Source organism: Bacillus sp. 165 (genome assembly GCF_017742235.1).
Lineage (GTDB): Bacteria > Bacillota > Bacilli > Bacillales > Bacillaceae_G > JAGHKQ01.
Genome location: NZ_JAGHKQ010000004.1, coordinates 183,600 through 202,000 on the forward strand (window position 1 = coordinate 183,600; position 18,401 = coordinate 202,000).

The 18,401-nt window shown below is 38.3% G+C and carries 20 protein-coding genes and 1 other annotated feature; of the genes, 12 read left to right on the forward strand and 8 right to left on the reverse strand.

Annotated elements, in window-relative coordinates:
• The first annotated feature begins 240 nt into the window (after positions 1-240).
• Positions 241-1,176: a ribonuclease Z gene (gene rnz, locus J7Q84_RS08610; RefSeq protein ID WP_209094114.1), complete on the forward strand. Its 936-nt coding sequence runs from the start codon at positions 241-243 to the stop codon at positions 1,174-1,176.
• Positions 1,177-1,189: 13 nt separating this feature from the next.
• Here the strand turns inward: rnz and proI are convergent, their stop codons facing one another.
• The gene (gene proI, locus J7Q84_RS08615; RefSeq protein WP_209094115.1) at positions 1,190-2,032 is read right to left on the reverse strand and encodes a pyrroline-5-carboxylate reductase ProI; all 843 of its coding nucleotides are present in this window, start codon (positions 2,030-2,032) and stop codon (positions 1,190-1,192) included.
• A 291-nt stretch (positions 2,033-2,323) separates the two neighbouring features.
• Between proI and J7Q84_RS08620 the strand changes: the two genes are divergently transcribed.
• Positions 2,324-3,271, forward strand: a complete 948-nt coding sequence (locus J7Q84_RS08620) for an MBL fold metallo-hydrolase (protein ID WP_209094116.1) — start codon at positions 2,324-2,326, stop codon at positions 3,269-3,271.
• A gap of 12 nt (positions 3,272-3,283) precedes the next feature.
• Positions 3,284-4,075, forward strand: coding sequence for an SDR family NAD(P)-dependent oxidoreductase (locus tag J7Q84_RS08625; protein ID WP_209094117.1), 792 nt, complete (start codon positions 3,284-3,286; stop codon positions 4,073-4,075).
• 86 nt (positions 4,076-4,161) lie between these two features.
• Here J7Q84_RS08625 and J7Q84_RS08630 read toward each other — a convergent pair whose 3' ends face one another.
• Both J7Q84_RS08630 and J7Q84_RS08635 read right to left on the reverse strand, forming a co-directional pair.
• Complete coding sequence (locus tag J7Q84_RS08630; protein ID WP_209094118.1) at positions 4,162-4,575, reverse strand: hypothetical protein; 414 nt, start codon at positions 4,573-4,575, stop codon at positions 4,162-4,164.
• Positions 4,576-4,653: 78 nt separating this feature from the next.
• Entirely contained in the window at positions 4,654-4,848 is a 195-nt protein-coding gene (locus J7Q84_RS08635; RefSeq protein WP_209094119.1) for a YqzH family protein, read from the reverse strand.
• Between the two features lie 207 nt (positions 4,849-5,055).
• Here J7Q84_RS08635 and argC point away from each other — a divergent pair, with 207 nt between their 5' ends.
• From argC to J7Q84_RS08670, 7 genes are all read left to right on the forward strand, one after another.
• Positions 5,056-6,093: an N-acetyl-gamma-glutamyl-phosphate reductase gene (argC, locus tag J7Q84_RS08640; protein ID WP_209094120.1), complete on the forward strand. Its 1,038-nt coding sequence runs from the start codon at positions 5,056-5,058 to the stop codon at positions 6,091-6,093.
• A gap of 14 nt (positions 6,094-6,107) precedes the next feature.
• Positions 6,108-7,331, forward strand: a complete 1,224-nt coding sequence (gene argJ / locus J7Q84_RS08645; protein ID WP_209094121.1) for a bifunctional glutamate N-acetyltransferase/amino-acid acetyltransferase ArgJ — start codon at positions 6,108-6,110, stop codon at positions 7,329-7,331.
• A gap of 17 nt (positions 7,332-7,348) precedes the next feature.
• Positions 7,349-8,122, forward strand: a complete 774-nt coding sequence (argB, locus tag J7Q84_RS08650) for an acetylglutamate kinase (RefSeq protein ID WP_209094122.1) — start codon at positions 7,349-7,351, stop codon at positions 8,120-8,122.
• Complete coding sequence (locus J7Q84_RS08655; RefSeq protein WP_209094123.1) at positions 8,119-9,279, forward strand: acetylornithine transaminase; 1,161 nt, start codon at positions 8,119-8,121, stop codon at positions 9,277-9,279. The genes argB and J7Q84_RS08655 overlap by 4 nt, the downstream gene beginning before the upstream one ends.
• Before the next feature lie 86 nt (positions 9,280-9,365).
• The gene (gene argF / locus J7Q84_RS08660) at positions 9,366-10,304 is read left to right on the forward strand and encodes an ornithine carbamoyltransferase (protein WP_209094268.1); all 939 of its coding nucleotides are present in this window, start codon (positions 9,366-9,368) and stop codon (positions 10,302-10,304) included.
• Positions 10,305-10,455: 151 nt separating this feature from the next.
• Positions 10,456-10,998, forward strand: a complete 543-nt coding sequence (locus J7Q84_RS08665; protein ID WP_247739154.1) for a DUF2062 domain-containing protein — start codon at positions 10,456-10,458, stop codon at positions 10,996-10,998.
• Positions 10,999-11,092: 94 nt separating this feature from the next.
• Entirely contained in the window at positions 11,093-11,281 is a 189-nt protein-coding gene (locus J7Q84_RS08670; RefSeq protein WP_209094124.1) for a hypothetical protein, read from the forward strand.
• 114 nt (positions 11,282-11,395) lie between these two features.
• Here the strand turns inward: J7Q84_RS08670 and J7Q84_RS08675 are convergent, their stop codons facing one another.
• The 4 genes from J7Q84_RS08675 to J7Q84_RS08690 form a co-directional block, all read right to left on the reverse strand.
• Entirely contained in the window at positions 11,396-11,848 is a 453-nt protein-coding gene (locus tag J7Q84_RS08675) for a MarR family winged helix-turn-helix transcriptional regulator (protein WP_209094125.1), read from the reverse strand.
• Between the two features lie 142 nt (positions 11,849-11,990).
• Entirely contained in the window at positions 11,991-12,302 is a 312-nt protein-coding gene (locus J7Q84_RS08680; protein ID WP_209094126.1) for a YbjQ family protein, read from the reverse strand.
• Complete coding sequence (locus tag J7Q84_RS08685; RefSeq protein WP_209094127.1) at positions 12,299-13,414, reverse strand: CapA family protein; 1,116 nt, start codon at positions 13,412-13,414, stop codon at positions 12,299-12,301. Before J7Q84_RS08685 ends, J7Q84_RS08680 begins: the two co-directional genes overlap by 4 nt.
• A gap of 351 nt (positions 13,415-13,765) precedes the next feature.
• On the reverse strand, positions 13,766-14,542 hold the full coding sequence (locus J7Q84_RS08690; RefSeq protein ID WP_209094128.1) for a GDSL-type esterase/lipase family protein: 777 nt from the start codon (positions 14,540-14,542) through the stop codon (positions 13,766-13,768).
• Positions 14,543-14,818: 276 nt separating this feature from the next.
• Between J7Q84_RS08690 and J7Q84_RS08695 the strand changes: the two genes are divergently transcribed.
• Both J7Q84_RS08695 and J7Q84_RS08700 read left to right on the forward strand, forming a co-directional pair.
• Positions 14,819-15,406: a class D sortase gene (locus J7Q84_RS08695; protein WP_209094129.1), complete on the forward strand. Its 588-nt coding sequence runs from the start codon at positions 14,819-14,821 to the stop codon at positions 15,404-15,406.
• Positions 15,407-15,486: 80 nt separating this feature from the next.
• The gene (locus J7Q84_RS08700) at positions 15,487-16,611 is read left to right on the forward strand and encodes a GerAB/ArcD/ProY family transporter (RefSeq protein ID WP_209094130.1); all 1,125 of its coding nucleotides are present in this window, start codon (positions 15,487-15,489) and stop codon (positions 16,609-16,611) included.
• 38 nt (positions 16,612-16,649) lie between these two features.
• Here the strand turns inward: J7Q84_RS08700 and nhaC are convergent, their stop codons facing one another.
• Complete coding sequence (nhaC, locus tag J7Q84_RS08705) at positions 16,650-18,026, reverse strand: Na+/H+ antiporter NhaC (RefSeq protein WP_209094270.1); 1,377 nt, start codon at positions 18,024-18,026, stop codon at positions 16,650-16,652.
• Positions 18,027-18,175: 149 nt separating this feature from the next.
• Positions 18,176-18,398: a binding site (T-box leader), on the reverse strand.
• Positions 18,399-18,401 lie beyond the last annotated feature (3 nt).

Consider the following 18,401-nt stretch of genomic DNA (forward strand, 5'->3'; position numbering starts at 1 on the left):
TTATATTGTACATTAATACACGAATGAAATAAAGAAAAAATGCAGTAATGTTCGTTGAATATAGTTGTCTATACAGATTAAAGACGATAAAGTTCGGGTTTTTTTAAGTGTTTCGCATTAAAGAGCACTAAGCGGCTCGCTGATGGGGCTTGCATTTTATTAAACAGCATTTGCGTATAGAATCAAGATTTCGTAAGATTAGCTATGAATACATAGAACAAGAGCTTGGAGGAGTAAAAGTTGGAATTTGTATTTTTAGGAACTGGTGCAGGAGTTCCATCAAAAGGAAGAAATGTCTCCTCTCTCGTGCTGCAGCTGTTGGAGGAACGGGGAGTATCATGGATGTTTGATTGCGGTGAAGCCACACAGCATCAAATTTTATATACTTCAATCAAGCCGCGTCGTCTAGAGAAGATTTTTATTACTCATTTACATGGAGACCATATCTTCGGATTGCCAGGGTTGTTGGGAAGCCGCTCATTTCAAGGGGGAGTTACTTCATTAACAGTATATGGACCAAAAGGCATTCGTGACTTTATTGAAGTCTCTCTTTCTGTAAGCAAAACGCATATAAAATACGAACTTGTAATTGAAGAGATAGAAGAAGGCATAGTATTTGAAGATGATATGTTTCGAGTAGAAGCAGCGAGGCTAGTTCATGGCGTTGAATCGTTTGGGTATCGCATTGTAGAGAAGGATATTGCGGGTCCGCTTTTGGTAGAAAAGCTTCATAAGGTAGGTGTGAAGCCTGGCCCTATTTTTAAACAGCTAAAAGCAGGAGAAACCGTTACATTAGAGGATGGCAGGATTATTCATGGAAAAGAATTTATCGGTTCTCCTCAAAAAGGACGGATTCTTGCTGTTTTAGGAGATACCCGTTATTGCAAGGCCGCTGTATCCTTAGCAGAACAGGCTGATGTTCTTGTCCATGAGGCTACCTTTGCAGCTGAGGATGAAGTGCAAGCATATGATTACTATCACTCTACTACCCATCAAGCTGCAAAAGTCGCAAAGCAAGCAGAAGCAAAGCAGCTTATTTTGACACATATTAGCTCTCGTTATCAAGGCGCTGATAGCGAAGCGTTGCTAAAAGAAGCAAGAGAAATCTTTCCGAATACATATATAGCAGAGGATTTAAAAAGATTTTCTGTTTCAAAAGAAAAAGACGATAGCTAATCATCGTCTTTTTCTATTTTCTATGCTTAACCAGATTTGTTAATGTTTGACCAAGTTCACGAGATCTCTCTGTAGCCTTTACAATGCATTGAATTAGAGCTTGTTGAAACTCATAGCTTTGCAAGGTTTCAATTCCTGCTTGGGTAGTGCCCCCTGGAGAGGTAATCTCTTTGCGAAGCGCAGAAGGGTGCTTTGTTGTGGATTTCAGCATCTCTGCTGCTCCAATCATTGTTTGTAAAATAAGTGCCTTACCGGTTTTCTCATCTAAACCAATTTCTCGTGCAGCTTGCTCCATAGCTTCCACGACGTAATAAATATAAGCCGGCCCACTTCCTGATAATCCGGTAACGGCGTGCATTTGTTCTTCATCCACAACAGTAACCAAACCTACAGTTTCAAAGACTTTTTTTACAAGTTCGACATGATGTTTTTTTGCATAGATAGAGGGAGAGATGGCTGTTGCAGATTTTAATATTGCTGCCGAAGTGTTGGGCATGGCACGAATAATAGGTGTGTTTTTTTGCAGCAAGCCTGTAATGGAGGAAGTTGAGACTCCTGCCATAAGAGAGACGACAAGCTGCTGCTCCGTAATATATTCTTTTACAGAAGAAACTGCCTCGACTACATCTTTTGGTTTCATGACAAAGAAAATGAGGTCGGCTCCTTCTATAAGTTCTTGTTTGTTTTGTGTTACGGTTACATTATAGGTTTGTTGAAGATAGAATAGACGGTCCATATTGGAGCGGTTGCTCACGGTAATTTGCTTTGCTTGTAAAAAACGTGATTCTAGAAGTCCGGCGATGATAGCTTCAGCAATAGAGCCTGCGCCGACGAACGCGATTTTAGTAATAGTCATGCAAATCCTCCTATACTTTAGGTATATTGATATTTATGGGAACTATTCCAATCCGCGTTTTATTCGGTACCGGGGAATAGCGAGATGAGAGCAGTTTAGAATTGACGAAAAAGCCCATTCACATCTCTTGGTAATAATGATAGTTTATAAATGTAGATTAATTCTCTATACGATGCAGTAATCCTTCCTGATATCTGAAAATAATGACAAATACTATGTAAAAGTGTAAACTGAATATATATTCATTTTTTGGTGATTCGGACATAAGGATTGGAATAAGGAGGATATGACATGAAAATTCACCGTATGGAAATACCTGTCCCATTTGCAGTGGAGGCAGTTAATGTGTTTTTAGCAGAAGGAGAAAAGTTAACTCTCATTGATACCGGTACAAAAACAGAGGAATCGTGGACTGCCCTCAATAACCAACTCCAAGAGATTGGATACCACCCTTCAGATATTGAAACGGTTGTTATTACTCATCATCATGCCGATCATTGCGGCCTATTGGATTATTTTTCGGAGAACATAGAAGTTGTGGGACACCCTTGGAATGAGGCATGGATTACGCAAGACCCGAAGTTTATTGAGCGGTATAATGAATTTTTTTTATCTCTTGTCCCGCAGGTGGGTCTTCCGGATGAATTTGCAAAACAAGGTCCAACTTTAACAAAAACACTGATTTATTCTTGCAAACGTTCCTTGACGCACTCAGTGCGAGAAGGTGATACTATCAAAGCGCTCCCGGGATTTACGGTATTGGAGACACCGGGACACGCAACTACTCATATAGCACTATATCGTGAGAGTGATGGCTTATTAATTGGTGGAGATGTATTGCTAGGACATATTTCCTCCAACCCATTATTAGAACCTCCGTACTTTGGAGAAACAGAACGGGTAAAGCCTCTTTTGCAGTATAATGAATCATTGCGCAAATTAGCTCGTATGGATATTTCACGTGTGTTAACGGGACACGGTGAGGATGTAATAAATGTAAAGGCGTTAGTAGAAGAGAGGCTGAAAAAACAAGAGAATCGTGCATATAAAGTTCTGGGTATGCTAAAGGAGAAGCCGATGACAGCATTTGAAGTATGTGTAAAGCTGTTCCCGACTTTGTATGATAAGCAAATTGCCCTCACTCTTTCTGAAACAGTAGGACAATTAGACTACTTAGAATATAATCAACAGGTCTTCATTGATAAATCAGCTAATTACTGGGTGTATCATGCTAAATAGAGGTGAAGGTAATTGAAAAGATTAAACGGCAAAATTGTCGTTATTACAGGGGCTTCTAGCGGGATAGGAGAAAGAATCGCTTACAAAGCAGCAGCTTTAGGCGCTGTGCCTGTCCTTATTGCACGCAGCGAAGAAAAATTAAAAACGACGGCACATAATATTGCAGAGCAATTTCATGTTTCGTGTCATTATTATACTCTGGATGTTAGTAATGAAGATAAGGTGCAAGAGGTATTTGCCCGTATTTTACAGGAAGCAGGGCCGATAGATGTTCTTATTAACAATGCGGGATTTGGTATATTTAAAACTTTTGATGAAGCGTCTATGGCAGAAGTGAAATCTATGTTTGAGGTGAACGTATTTGGTCTAGTTGCATGTACAAAAGCAGTACTTCCGGTAATGCTAAAACGAAACTGCGGCCATATTATCAATATAGCATCCCTTGCAGGGAAAATTGCTACGCCAAAATCAAGTGCCTATGCAGCAACAAAGCATGCAGTATTAGGGTTTACAAACAGCTTGCGTCTGGAGCTTAAGGGGACTGATATTCAAGTGACGGCGATTAATCCCGGTCCTATTAAAACAAATTTCTTTGAAATTGCCGACCAATCTGGTACATATGTACAAAGTGTTGAAAAGTATATGCTGAATCCAGAATACGTCGCCGATAAAATTGTCGGTACTATCGGAACGAAAAAAAGAGAATTGAATTTGCCTGGCTGGATGAGTGCTGGTCCTGTTATTTTCTCATTATTTCCCCGTCTATTTGAGAGAGTAGCTGGTAAAGCGGTTAATAAAAAATAAAAAAGGTCTCCTTTTCAATGTGGAAAGGAGACCTTTTTTAGATACTTAAAGTAGCGTAGAAGGATTTTTTACCTGAATTCTAACAGTTAATCCTTCTTTTTTTGTATAAGTAAGTCATATACCATTTGAATGTCCCGTTCAAACATCATACTTGGAATTTCAATTGTGCCATTAAGTGAATAGATATGGAGAACGGGGAACATGGTGTGCGCATTTTTATGCAAATAAGAAAATTCGATGGCAGTAAGTTGTTTTAGATTTATTTCATAAGATTCAAATAACGTTGTGTACGATACCTTATCATCATAGATAATAATGCGCATACTGCCTATATAAACGTAAAGTAACAAAAATACAATATAGATAAAGAGAATGCCAATCCAGCTTGTTAGCGTACCTGTTCCTTTAGAAAGGTAGGAAATCACTCCATATGTATACAAGCTTAAGACAATGGTCAAAATCATGTATGTAAAACGTGGACTTGATTGAATAATTTTCATGCTATCCCTCACAAATGTTTACAGTTTTATTATTTTATGCAATTGCATAAGAAAATAAAACAGAAACACGAGGGATTTTTATTTTGTTAAATATTCGTATACGACATCTTCTATGATTTCGTGCAGCTCGGTTTCAGCAGATTGTCTGTGAAGAGCTAAAATTTTTGTGAATAGTACCTCATAGTCTTTATCAGACAGAGGAACGCTTTCTTCAGTGTGATTGTATTGATAAAAACAATTTCGAATCATTTTCCGAACAAAGGTCTCATCCATAGCACTTTTCCTTTCTCTTAAATTTAGTATAGATGTTTATGAAAATAGTATAAGCATGTAGAAGAAGAGGAAGCAAGTTCGGTGGCGACAGATCACTTGTTTTATTAATTATAGAAAAGTTAAAAATTAATAAATATTTAATTGACTAAATAAATATACAATATTATAATCAAACTAAATTTGTAAGAACCGATGGGAGAGGAAGTTATGAAGGCTGCGATTATTGGAGCATCCGGTTATGGGGGAGTAGAGCTGCTGCGGCTGTTGACATTTCACCCACATGTCGATATACAATCTATCCATTCTTTTTCACAAGCAGGAGAATCGATACAAAGATTGTACCCTCATTTAAAAAATCATGTGGACTTATCTTTACAAGAAATTGATATAGATGCAATTTCGAAGCATAATGACATCGTATTTTTAGCGACGCCGCCTGGAGTATCAAAGGAACTAAGCCCAGACTTGATTAAAGCGGGAGTAAAGGTTATCGATTTATCAGGTGATTTTCGTATAAAAGAGACGGATACATATGAACGATGGTATAAACGAACTGCGGTGGAATCCATATATTTGCAGGAGGCAGTATATGGTTTAGCAGAATGGAAAAAGGATGAGGTTCAGGGTGCACAGCTTATTGCCAATCCTGGCTGCTATGCGACAGCAGCATTACTGGGGCTGGCTCCTTTAATGCAAGCAGGAATGATAGAAGAGAATTCTATAGTGATTGACGCTAAGTCCGGTGTTTCAGGAGCAGGTAAGATACCGACAAGCATGAGTCACTTTGCTGAAATCAATGAAAATCTCAAAATTTATAAAGTAAATGAGCATCAGCATATTCCGGAAATTGAGCAAACATTGCTTGAATGGAATGAGAATGCAAAGCCTATTACCTTCAGTACACATTTAATGCCGATTACGAGAGGAATTATGGCAACTATCTATGCCCAACTAAAGTCTGACATAACAGAAGCAAGGCTACACGAGTTATATAAAGAAAGCTATGAACAGGCTGCTTTTGTAAGAATACGTGAACGGGGCTCATATCCGAGTCCAAAGGAAGTATATACTTCCAACTATTGTGATATAGGGCTTGCTTACGATGCACGAACAGGACGTGTAACCGTTGTATCTGTAATTGATAACTTAATGAAAGGTGCTGCTGGGCAAGCGGTTCAAAATATGAATATACTTTTGGGCTTACCCGAAGAATCGGGACTGGAGTTTATGCCAATTTATCCATAAGGGAAGGGATATTGATGATCGAAATCTATGAAAATATAAAACTAGCAAGCGGCTCGATTGTTACGCCAAAAGGGTTTTCAGCAGCAGGTGTGCACGCTGGCTTACGTAAGGTTAAAAAAGATATGGGCGTTATTTTTTGTGAAGTGCCGGCTAGCTGTGCAGCAGTATATACGTTAAATCAAGTGCAGGCAGCGCCAATTGCTGTGACGAAAAACAGTATCGGTATGGAACAAAAGCTGCAAGCTATTGTAGTAAACAGCGCGAATGCAAATGCATGTACGGGAGAACAAGGAGAAAAGGATGCGTATGAAATGAGAGCGTTGACTGCGCATAAGCTTGGAATCGCAGAACATCTTGTAGCAGTAGCTTCTACGGGTGTCATTGGTGTACCTTTACCTATGCAGAAAGTGCGTAATGGTATAGGGATACTTGAACCTTCCGTTTCTATAGAAGAAGCAGACAATTTCTATGAAGCGATTTTAACAACTGATTTGGTAACGAAGAAGGCATGCTATCAAACGGTAATTGACGGAAAGACAATAACCATTGCAGGGGCAGCAAAAGGATCAGGAATGATTCATCCAAATATGGCGACGATGCTGGCTTTTGTAACAACGGATGCAAATATTGAAAGTGATATGCTGCAGCAAGTGCTTAGCGAAGTAACAAATTGTACGTTTAATCAAATTACAGTAGATGGAGAAACCTCTACAAATGACATGGTTCTTGTCTTAGCAAGTAAGCTGGCAGAAAATGATACGCTTCATCCGCATCATCCAGATTGGAAAAAGTTTGTTGAGGCTTTAAAGCAAACATGTGAAGATCTTGCAAAGCAAATTGCCAAGGATGGGGAAGGAGCAACAAAGCTTGTAGAAGTATGTGTAGAAGGAGCGTTGAATGAAAGCGATGCTCGTATGGCAGCTAAACAAATTGTTGGCTCAAACCTTGTAAAAACAGCATTGTACGGGACAGATCCAAATTGGGGGAGAATTATTAGCTCTCTTGGACAAAGTAAAGCAGCGGTGGCTCCGAATAGTGTAGATATTTTTATCGGGTCAATTCCTGTTTTGAAGCAAAGTCAGCCGGTCATGTTTTTAGAAGAAGAAGCCATTGCATACTTACAACAACCTTTTGTGAAAATCACTGTGAATTTAAATATGGGGTGTGAGAGCGGAACAGCATGGGGATGCGATTTAAGTTATGATTATGTCAAAATTAACGCCAGCTATCGTACATAAGAGGGGGAGAAGATAGCATGAAGGAACGGATTGTAATAAAGTGCGGAGGAAGCGTTTTACAAAAGCTGTCATCATCTTTTTTTAAAAGCTTGGCTATATTGCAAGCTAGATATGAGATTGTAATTGTTCATGGCGGAGGTCCGGAAATTGACGAAATGCTGGATACGCTTCATATTCAAACAAAAAAGAAACAGGGACTGCGTATCACGACAAAAGAAGTGCTCGATGTAGCAGCAATGGTTCTTTGCGGGAAAATTAATAAGGATTTAGTAATACGTCTTCAACAGGAAGGAATGAATGCAGTTGGAATATCCGGCTGTGATGCTAAGATACTGGAAGCAGAGATGATGAATTATGAGGAATTGGGCTATGTGGGAGAAGTAAAAAAGGTAAATATTCATGTACTGGAGTGTTTATTGTCTCACAATATGATTCCGGTTATTTCACCGATAGGGGTAGATGAACAGTGTCAAATGTATAACATTAATGCTGATACAGCAGCAGGGGCTATTGCATCTGAGTTAAATGCTGCGCATGTGCTGTTTGTTACGGATGTTCCAGGAATTTTATGTGAAGGTTCTGTATTACACACAGCTGAAAAAAAACTTCTCTTGGAATTAATGGAGAATGGAACTATTACAGGAGGAATGATTCCAAAGGTACAGGCGGCTCTTGCTTCGCTGCAAGGAAATGTAGAAAGTGTGGTTATTGTGGACGGAACAGCGTCTTTAATCGGATCGGGAGAAAAGATTAGGGGAACGACCATAAAAAAAGAGGTGGTAATCGGATGAAAAGTGCATTATTTTCAACGTATAATCGCTGGAACATTCGTGTTGCTCATGCAACAGGGAATCGTATAACAGATGTAAGTGGGAATGAGTTCATTGATTTTACCTCAGGTATTGCGGTATGCAATCTCGGTCATCGTCATGAAGCTATCCAAGCAGCGATTGAACAGCAGTTACAAAAGGTATGGCATGTGTCAAATTTATTTGAAAACGAATTGCAGGAGCAAGTTGCTTCATTACTTGCAAAGCACAGCGCGGGAGATCGAGTGTTTTTTTGCAACAGCGGGGCGGAAGCGAATGAAGCTGCTATTAAGCTAGCACGAAAGTATACAGGAAAACATAAAATTGTTACGTTCCAACAATCTTTTCATGGTCGAACGATCGCCGCCATGAGTGCCACAGGACAGGAAAAAATCCATCAGGGCTTTGGGCCGCTTCTGAAAGAATTTGTGTATTTGCCTTTTAATGATATGGAGGCGTTAGAACAGGTAATGGATGATGACATTGCTGCGGTAATGGTGGAAGCTGTTCAGGGAGAAGGAGGAGTTATCTCAGCAGAGACGGCATTTTTACAAAAAATAGAAGAGCTTTGCAATCGATATGGTGCCTTGTTCATTGTGGATGAGGTGCAAACAGGTATTGGACGTACAGGAACGTTGTTTGCTTACGAGCAGGCAAATGTTTCACCGGATATTATTACAGTTGCAAAAGCTCTTGGAAACGGTATTCCAGTTGGTGCAATGGTTGGCAAGGAAGCATTATCCTCTGCTTTTGGTGCAGGATCACACGGTTCCACATTCGGAGGCAATATGCTCGCGATGGCGGCTGCAAAAGCAGTTTTATATACAGTATTGCAAGAAAGTTTTTTACAGCAGGTTGTATCTAAAGGAGGCTATTTGTTAAAGAAATTGCAAGAAGAGCTGAGCCGTTTTTCTATCGTAAAGGACATTCGGGGAAAGGGGTTAATGATTGGGATTGAGTGTGAACAGGAAGCCGCGCTGTTAGTACAGAAGCTGCAGGAAGAAGGATTGCTTGTATTAACAGCAGGAACACATGTACTTCGATTATTGCCGCCGCTTACAGTTTCTCTGCAAGATATTGATTTTGCAGTAAAAGCTATTGCTAAGGTAATCAAAGAGGAAAGCAAGGTGTCCTTATAAATTTTTTTTGTAGACTATGAATAATTATTCTTTTATATAAATAATAATTCAAAAAGGGGATAGGGGATATGAGTGCAATGCCTAAAATGAAGCAGAAAGCACATTTACAAACTAAAGATGTTTTAACGTTACAGGAGTTATGTACGGAAGAAATATATGCATTAATTGAACTAGGAATCTATTTGAAAAATAAGCACTTAGCAGGACAAGATGAAGGTTTATTACAGGGGAAAATACTAGGAATGATATTTGATAAGCATTCTACTAGAACTCGTATTTCATTTGAGGCGGGGATGCTGCAACTTGGCGGACACGGTATGTTTTTAAGCGGTAAGGAATTGCAGCTTGGTCGAGGGGAAACGATAGAAGATACAGCGAAGGTGATGTCGCAATACGTCGATGCGATTATGATTCGTACGTTTGAGCATAAAAAAGTGGAAGAACTGGCAAAACACGCTACGATTCCGATTATCAATGGATTGACGGATGATCATCATCCATGTCAAGCATTAGCGGATTTAATGACAATTTATGAAATAAAAGGCACATTTAAAGGAGTAAAATTAGCTTATGTGGGAGATGGGAACAATGTCTGTCATTCGCTTTTACTTGCAGCAGCCAAAGTTGGATTGAACATTGCAATTGCTTGTCCGCCCGGTCATGTACCAAATCCCGAAATTGTAAAGGCTGCAAAGCAATCTGCTGCTTATAATTCTACCCTTGAAATCTATGAGGATCCGATCGAAGCAGTGAAGCAAGCAGATTTTATTTATAGCGATGTATGGGCAAGTATGGGGCAAGAGACAGAACAGGCATCACGTCTTCAAATATTTCAGCCTTACCAGGTAAATGAGCAACTTGTGGAGCATGCGAAACAACAGTATCGTTATCTTCATTGTTTACCAGCTCACCGTGGTGAAGAAGTGACATCCGAAGTGATAGATGGTCCTAACTCCGTTGTATTTGAACAAGCAGGTAATCGTCTTCATATACAAAAAGCGCTTCTTGTAAGCTTATTAGGATAATAAAAAGGCAGTCTTCGAGAGAAGGCTGTTTTTTTATAGAGAGCCCATATTTTAAAGTGGCAGGATTTGTTATTCTCTAATGAGTGCATATACATTATAATAAATATTATAGTAGATATACTGTTAAGGTTTTTATAGGAGAGATGGACAATTGAAACGCACAAAAAATAAGTATCATATCGTTCAGCGCCTAGAACGGGCGTTTAAGCTGAATTTTTATAAGCTGTATCGTTCCCCTGGAGGCGTAAAAAAGGTAGCATTAGGATTTGCAATTGGATTTGGATTAGAAATGGTTGTGTTAGCAACTGCTTCGTTAATTTATATTTTATTTTATCCGATTGTTCGGTTAGCTGGAGGATCTCTTCCGGCGGCTATTATTGGAAATGTTGTCGGAAAGCTTACTTTTCTGCCTGTAGTATTGTTGCCGTTTGCACATGCGCTTGGAAAGTTGATTTATCCCTTTAAAATCAAAGAAGGACCAATGAATGAACATTCTTTTATGGAGCTGTTTTCAGGTAACTTAGGAGTGTTTAAGGATCTGCTGCATAATGGGCTGTACACATTGATTGGAATGTCCATTTTCGGTGTAATCCTTGGTATTGCCTCTTATTTTATCATCTATCATTTGTATGAAAAACAAAAACATCGCCGCTTAGAAAAACGAAGAGCAAAAATAGCGGTTTTGAGAACATAAAAGAGCAGTCCTGATCAGGACTGCTCTTTTATGTTCTTAGCCCACGCCAATAGCTTGTAACGTGCATAGTGTTTAATAAAGGAGCGTGATAATAGTGTATTGGTATCCCTATTACAGAATGGTAAATATACTTCCATACTATGGTGAATGGACAGCAGCGGTTAGAAACTACTATGCTATGAATCATTTTTATAACCAACAGCTTTCCTCGCCTATCGTAGAGCCTTACTTAATGACAGATCCATATGCAAATAATTATTACGGTAATTATTTTGAATCCTAAAAAGGTTGGTTTTTAGAAGATTGCTTTTTTCGTGTTCACAGTAATTTGTATTTATGTAGTATATTCTGAGTTTTGTTTGCTCTTTTGAAAAAAGCTGCTTATTCTAAGCAGCTTTTACAGTTCTGGATATAATTTTGAGAAGATAGATTTTATATTGCGTAAGGAAATAGTCAAAGTTTCTAATTCTGATTCTGACAAGGTTAATATTTGCTCTTTTAATTTTTCAGCGATGAGTTGTTTATGCTTTTGGATAAAAATTTCCCCTTTTTCTGTTAATATAATCCAAATTACTCGACGATCTTTTTCGCTGTACTGCCGTTCTACATATCCTTCTTCAATTAATTTATTAAGAAGAGGTGTCATATTAGGTCGGGAGATAGATAGACGGCTTCCGATGTCTGAAACAGTTAGTCTTCCTAGTTCATTTACAAGCAGCAAAACTTGTATATGCGAAAGCGGCATGTGCTTTAAGGAGACGGATTCCCCAGTAAGCATAAACTTTCGATTAAAGAATGGAGTTACAGAAAGCATATGCTCAACAATGGTTTCAACATCATGGTTGTTCATCCGAAACCCTCCTTTCCTATCTTATCCTTATTGTAGCAAAAACCTTGCCCAGCTGGTGTTTAAACTAAAGGATTGTTATAAAAATGTAATAATTTTCACTATAGATATACATTGATAAAAAGAAACATATAGAAGAGAAAATCTATTCTCCACGTACAGCTGTACCATATGCAATGATTTCAAAAGTGCCTTGCCCGGCTGAGGATTGTAATCTCATACCAATAATTGCATTAGCTCCTTTCTTCTCTGCTTCTTCAACCATTCGTGTTATAGCCATTTTCTCTGCATCACGTATCATTTCTGTATAGCCTTTCAGTTCGCCTCCTATAACGGATTTTAAGCCAGCCATAATATCTCTGCCGATATTTCGCGATTGTACTACTTGTCCGCTTACATACCCTTTTACTTCAGTAATGTTTTTTCCTGTAAGGTTATCTGTTGTTACTATAATCATTTAATTTCCTCCTTTATAATTTTTAGGTCAGGAATAAATCTCTTCATATGTGTTATCGTTTGTTTATATTTTGTATCAATATTAGCATATTGTTCCTTTGTTACAGTATGAAGAGGGAGTACCATGAAATTTTGGTCATTATTTGAATAAGTAAAGGTAGGTAAAAATGATGGTTCTTCTAGTTTGATGGAAGTTATATTCCCTGTTGTTATTTTTTTAACTTTTATAGCAGTAATTCCTCCTATCCATGTTTCTTCTTTGCGCTGTCCAGCGAAAAAATTTCCTAGTGAGTACATAACGAAGGTTTGATTGCCATTCTTTCCAGTTAGAAAAGCAGGGGGCTGCAAGACATGCGGGTGATGACCGATTACAATGTCCGCACCTTGATCAGCTAAAAACTGACTTAGTTTTGTTTGCTGTTCGTTGGGCATAGTTTCGTATTCATTTCCAAAATGCATGGCTACAATAACAACGTCGCATAGTTGCTTTGCTTTTTGTATATCCTGCTTTATTTTTGTTTTTTCAATGAGATTCACCAAATAGTCTTTTCCTTTGGGGATTGGGATGCCATTCGTTCCATATGTATAAGATAAAATAGAAAAAGTAATATCGTTTTTCTTTACAAGGCAAATTGTATTTCTATCTTTTTTTGATGCAAATGCTCCAGTGTGAGCCATTCCTAGCTCATTCCAATAGGAGAGCGCATTTTGAAGAGCAGCTTCTCCGCGATCGAGAGCATGATTGTTAGCGAGGGTAACAACATCAAATCCGATATTTTTTAAGGCTTGGGCTATATCAAATGGACTGTTAAAGGCAGGATAAGAAGAAAGGCCTATTTCTACTCCTCCTATTACAGATTCTTGGTTCACTAATGCTAAATCTGTTTTTTCGATATAGCTACGCACCTTTGCAAACATAGGTGAAAAATTAAATTGATTTGTATCAACGCGAGCATCGTTATAAATGCGGTCGTGAATGAGTACATCACCTGCTGCTGCCAGATGGACAATAGTTTCTTGCGGGGGATACTCAGAAATGCTTTTACTCTGTGCCGGGTAAGAAAGCGGAATACATAGAAAGAGTGATATAAAATGTACGATTGTTTTTTTCATAATAGACTATCCTTTCTTCAAGTGTCGGCAAATGTAGAGCTGGAGAGTAAAATAAAATAGATTTGGAAAAAAGGGTAATATAGTGTGAGCAGGAGGGGGATTCTTTTATCCCAAATGAAGGTGAATTTTTCCCATGCTGTTGGAAATGATCCTTTATAGAAGTATGCTCCTTTTATACATAGAAAAAACGTGTGGTACGACATCATGAAAAAAGAAAGCACATTAAGATGGAAGCGTACTAAGGTTAAAAGCTTCTTATGCAAATAGAGCATGGGTGGGAACCCATGCTCAGTTTTTATTACAAGGTATAGAAGTGAGTCGTCTATTCCTAAAAAGTTTAATTTGGTCTTATTATGCTTTATAAGCAAGGAGCATTTTTACAAATGCATCGGCAATGCGTGTGTAACCTTTGTCGTTTGGGTGTACCTTGTCATACAGCAAATCTTGTGTATCATCTTTTAATAAATCACGGATAGGCAATACAATCGCGTGTTCATGTTCTTCAGCCAACGTGTAGACAAGCTTATTCCAGCGGTCAATAAACAAACTAGCATAAGAGGCAACGGAGCCTTCAAGCTGTAATGGGTTATATAGCTCGGATAGAACAATAATAGCATGATCATTGTGAGAACGAATGATTGCTAGAATTTCTTCCATGTTTTCTTGATATTTTTTTTTCTCATCATTCACTGCGTTTAATGCCTCTAATATTCCCATACTTTTGTTCAAGCGCAATAAGTTGTTGCCACCGATACTGATTGTAATAATATCAGCTTTTTCAATTTTATTTTGCATTTCCTCTGATTGCAGCATATATAGCAGTCCTTCGGTCGTTAACCCGCTAACTGCGGTGTTATCGATATAAACTTCTTTGTTCGTCTTAGCCTGTAATTGCTGTGAAGCGATACCAGCGTAGCCTCCTTGTTTTGAGCCGTATCCTTTGGCCAAAGAATCTCCCAGTACAAGGTGATATAGCGGTTGGTGATTTATTGTATCAAGCCACTTTAGTTGTACAGTGGCTTCTTGTTCTTTTGGTGGCGATTTTGAAAAAGGATGCAAAATTATGAAGTAAGAAATGATGAGGCCAACCAGCGTTATTAAAACGAGAAGCAAGGATGCTTTTTTCATGCTCCCATCCTCCTTTTCTTCAGCATTTGAATAAATGTTTATTGTATCATATTCTGTTGAAGAGGCAATGGAAACGCCTGGAGAATAGACTTTTACGTTTCAATGTTAATCTCTGCCAATGCCATCTTCACACAATGCATAAGGAGAACAAACAAGAGAGTTAACAGCGAGACTTAGAAAGAAAATAAGAACGATGAAAAATATTGGAGAATATTGTTTCACTGCCCTTTTCTATAGTAGGATAAAAGAAAGATTGAGGTTCTTAGGGGGCAGAAAATGAGGAAGCTACTAGCAACACTTTTGTGTATCACAGGAATTATTTTAGTCAGCATAAGCGGATGGCAAATTTGGGATACAAAGCAAAAGCAGTTCCAGTCTAAAGAAATTGCTGAAGAAATATTAACAGTATCGAAAGAAAAAAAGATGTCTCGAACGGAATTTATGCCAAAGCAAAATGGAACATTAGGGATTCTGCGCATTCCAAAAATTGATGCAAATCTTCCTATTATAGAAGGAACAGATCCAGAGGATTTGAAAAAGGGGGTTGGTCATTATACATCAACTGCTTTTCCCGGAGACCAGGATCAAATTTTGTTATCGGGTCATCGCGATACAGTGTTTCAGCGCTTTGGAGAATTAAAGCCGGGTGATCGCTTTATTGTAGAACTTCCTTATGGGACATTTGAGTATGAGATGAAAAATTCTAGAATTGTAAAGGCCGATGATACAACGGTTATTCAATCCACCAAGCCGGATGAGGTGTTGACTTTATCTACATGTTACCCGTTTCGATACGTAGGCTCTGCTCCTGAACGTTATATTATTTATGCATATCCTGTTTCTAGTGTTGTAAAGCAGTCATAGTAAGAGAACTGTTTTATTCTTGTTACATACTTCTTACTCTTATCGTAAAAAATGGTAAAGAGAAGAAGGAGAGTGTTTTAATGAAGCAGACGGTTCCTGTTCCAAACAACTGCAGGTTTGAAGGGTATTTAATTATGTTTGCTGTTATAGCCACTCAATTTGGTATTGGCATTTTTGTTTTTCAGCGATTTGTGTATATCGAAGCAAAGCAGGATGCTTGGATTGGTGTCATTCTAGCCGGGCTGTATGCACATCTTACTATGTTTGTTATTACAAAAACCTTGCAAAAATATAAAAATAAAGATTTATATGAGATTCATCATCTTTTGTTTGGAAAATGGTTAGGTACAGTATTAAATGCTATATTTATTACCTATTGTACATATGCAGTATTAATGGTAATCGTGACATATCGTGAGGTGCTTTGTTCTTATTTGTTTGAAAATGCTCCTATGTGGTTTGTGTTGGCTATATTTTTTCCCCTATGTATATATGCTATAGTCGGGGGCATTCGTGTTATAATAGGGTTATGTTTTTTTAGCGTAATTATTTCTACAAGCATCTTATTTGTTTTGTACCAATTATTCCCTTATTTTAACATGTCTCACTTTTTTCCATTACTGGAAGCGTCGCCAAAGCAGCTGCTAAAATCTACATATCAAATGTCTCTTTCCTTAGCTGGTTTTGAATTGATTTATGTGTATTATCCGTATGTGAGGAATCCTGAAAAAGCGCAGCGTTTTGGACAACTGGGGATTTTAATTACGAACAGCATCTTTCTATATATAATTATTTTGTCTCTTGGGTTCTTTGGGGGGAAAGATTTAATCAAAGCAGCCTGGCCAACTTTGACGATGTTTAATATGATTCGCTTTCCATTTTTGGAGCAATATCAAGTGATTGTGCTTTGTGTTTTCATGGTTGCTGTTGGACCTATTTTGTGCATGTATTTATGGAGCTTGACTAAGGGGATGAAAAAGTTATTTTATATGAAGCAAAGAACAGCATTATATGTAATATGCGGCGTTATATCCGTTGTTGCTTTTTTATTTCAAACACGGACAGAAGTATTCATGGCAGGAACTTATTTTAATAAAGCAGCTTTTTATGTAGTATTTATTTATCCGTATGTATTATTTATTTTTTCCTCAGTAATAGACAAACTAAAAACACATAACAAATCAGATAAGCAACTCATACAATAAAGCTCCTCTCAGTACATGCAAAGAGAGGAGCTTTTATATTAAACTGCTTTTTGTTGTTTAAGTGGATTCACTTTAGAAATGCCGATGCCAGTAAAGCCTAACAGCATCGTAATAACCGGGCATAACAAGCAGAAGAAGGTAAATGGAAGATACTCCATTACAGAAACTCCAAGAATGCCTGATAGAAAGATCCCGCTTACACTCCAAGGAATTAATGGATTGACAACTGTTCCTGCATCCTCAAGAACACGAGATAAATTCTTCCGTTCTAGTCCCAGTTTATCAAAGGATTCCCCAAAAGCACGACCTGTTAAAATAATAGATAGGTACTGCTCTCCAAGCAAAATGTTGATTCCAATTGCAGTAAATGCTGTTGAGCAAATAAGTTTGCCGGTTGAGCGAACAAGTTGAGCGATTGCTTGAATAAGCTGTTCTATCATTCCAAATTCATATAATAAACCACCCATTCCAAGAGAAAGAAGAATAAGCGACACAGACCACATCATGCTTTGGATACCGCCGCGTGTCAGCAACCTGTCAATTTCTTTTATTCCTGTATCTGATTTGAACCCGTCTTGTATAATCGATACTAAGCTTTGCATAGTTGTATCGGGGTGAAACACGAATAGTAGTACGATACCTGATACAATGCCTGCCAACAGTGTTGGAATAGCAGGCACTCGTTTTAACGCAAGGATTAGGACGATTGCAACTGGAAGCAGTGTTACCCAGGAAATGGTTGTCTGTTTTTCTAAAGCAGATTGAAATTCATGGAAATTAGCAGAGCTGTTAGTTTCATGACCAAATATAAGAAATAATATAAAAGAGATAATAAATGCTGGCAATGTTGTCCAAAGCATGTTCCGAATATGTTCGAACATATCCACTCCGGAAACGGCCGGAGCTAAGTTTGTAGTATCGGATAAAGGCGACATTTTATCTCCAAAAAATGCACCAGAAATGATGGCGCCGGCAATAAGAGGAAGGTCATATCCAAGTGCAGTACCTATCCCAATAAAAGCAATACCGACTGTTGCAGCTGTTGTAAAGGCACTTCCGATACTTGTGCCGACAATTGTGCAAACAACAAATACAGTAGCCAGAAAAAATTTATCAGAGACCATGCTAAAACCAAATACCATCATTGTTGGAATCGTACCTGATGCCATCCAGATACTGATGAGCACTCCTACAAGAATAAAGATAAAAATTGATGGAATCCCTGATGAAATGCCATCTCGTATTCCTTTTTCGACAATGGTCCAAGGTGCACGCTTCCAGAAGGCAAATCCAATTAAGAGCATAAAGCCAAATAAAATTGGAATATGGGGAGGTGCTTGCAGCCCTATAATAAACGACCCGATTAAAAGTAAAATTACTGTGGTTATAATTATCGATTCTGTTTTTGACGCTATTGATTGCTTCATTATTTTTCCTCCAGTGTGTGTTTTACGTTTTACATAGCAGAAGCAGTGTACTGCAATATCGTGCGATTCCTCCATAAGCATGAAATTTTCTCATGTCATACCCCTCCTTTATAAATAAAAAACGCCCCTGCAAAAATTGCAGGGACGTAATATACGCGGTACCACCCTCGCTTGCAAAGCATATGCTTTGCCGCTTTAACCAGATAACGGAAAGTCCGTCTTTCACTACTGTGCTTGCGCCGTTCGCAAAAGAAGCTCGAGGGGTGTATTTCATGTTTACTTCTGTACTGATTCACACCAACCATCAGCTCTCTGAAAGCAAGAAAATAAACATTACTGAATCCCTGTCATCACTTATAGTTA

What these genes read in the sequence shown, in the direction of transcription:
- J7Q84_RS08655 (WP_209094123.1), top strand. Translation starts at nt 8,119, where the DNA reads ATGAAAAGTGCATTATTTTCAACGTATAATCGCTGGAACATTCGTGTT.
- argJ (WP_209094121.1), top strand. Translation starts at nt 6,108, where the DNA reads ATGATCGAAATCTATGAAAATATAAAACTAGCAAGCGGCTCGATTGTT.
- J7Q84_RS08700 (WP_209094130.1), top strand. Translation starts at nt 15,487, where the DNA reads ATGAAGCAGACGGTTCCTGTTCCAAACAACTGCAGGTTTGAAGGGTAT.
- J7Q84_RS08630 (WP_209094118.1), bottom strand. Translation starts at nt 4,575, where the DNA reads ATGAAAATTATTCAATCAAGTCCACGTTTTACATACATGATTTTGACC.
- J7Q84_RS08675 (WP_209094125.1), bottom strand. Translation starts at nt 11,848, where the DNA reads ATGAACAACCATGATGTTGAAACCATTGTTGAGCATATGCTTTCTGTA.
- proI (WP_209094115.1), bottom strand. Translation starts at nt 2,032, where the DNA reads ATGACTATTACTAAAATCGCGTTCGTCGGCGCAGGCTCTATTGCTGAA.
- J7Q84_RS08620 (WP_209094116.1), top strand. Translation starts at nt 2,324, where the DNA reads ATGAAAATTCACCGTATGGAAATACCTGTCCCATTTGCAGTGGAGGCA.
- argF (WP_209094268.1), top strand. Translation starts at nt 9,366, where the DNA reads ATGAAGCAGAAAGCACATTTACAAACTAAAGATGTTTTAACGTTACAG.
- J7Q84_RS08695 (WP_209094129.1), top strand. Translation starts at nt 14,819, where the DNA reads ATGAGGAAGCTACTAGCAACACTTTTGTGTATCACAGGAATTATTTTA.
- J7Q84_RS08690 (WP_209094128.1), bottom strand. Translation starts at nt 14,542, where the DNA reads ATGAAAAAAGCATCCTTGCTTCTCGTTTTAATAACGCTGGTTGGCCTC.
- J7Q84_RS08635 (WP_209094119.1), bottom strand. Translation starts at nt 4,848, where the DNA reads ATGGATGAGACCTTTGTTCGGAAAATGATTCGAAATTGTTTTTATCAA.
- argB (WP_209094122.1), top strand. Translation starts at nt 7,349, where the DNA reads ATGAAGGAACGGATTGTAATAAAGTGCGGAGGAAGCGTTTTACAAAAG.
- argC (WP_209094120.1), top strand. Translation starts at nt 5,056, where the DNA reads ATGAAGGCTGCGATTATTGGAGCATCCGGTTATGGGGGAGTAGAGCTG.
- J7Q84_RS08680 (WP_209094126.1), bottom strand. Translation starts at nt 12,302, where the DNA reads ATGATTATAGTAACAACAGATAACCTTACAGGAAAAAACATTACTGAA.
- J7Q84_RS08685 (WP_209094127.1), bottom strand. Translation starts at nt 13,414, where the DNA reads ATGAAAAAAACAATCGTACATTTTATATCACTCTTTCTATGTATTCCG.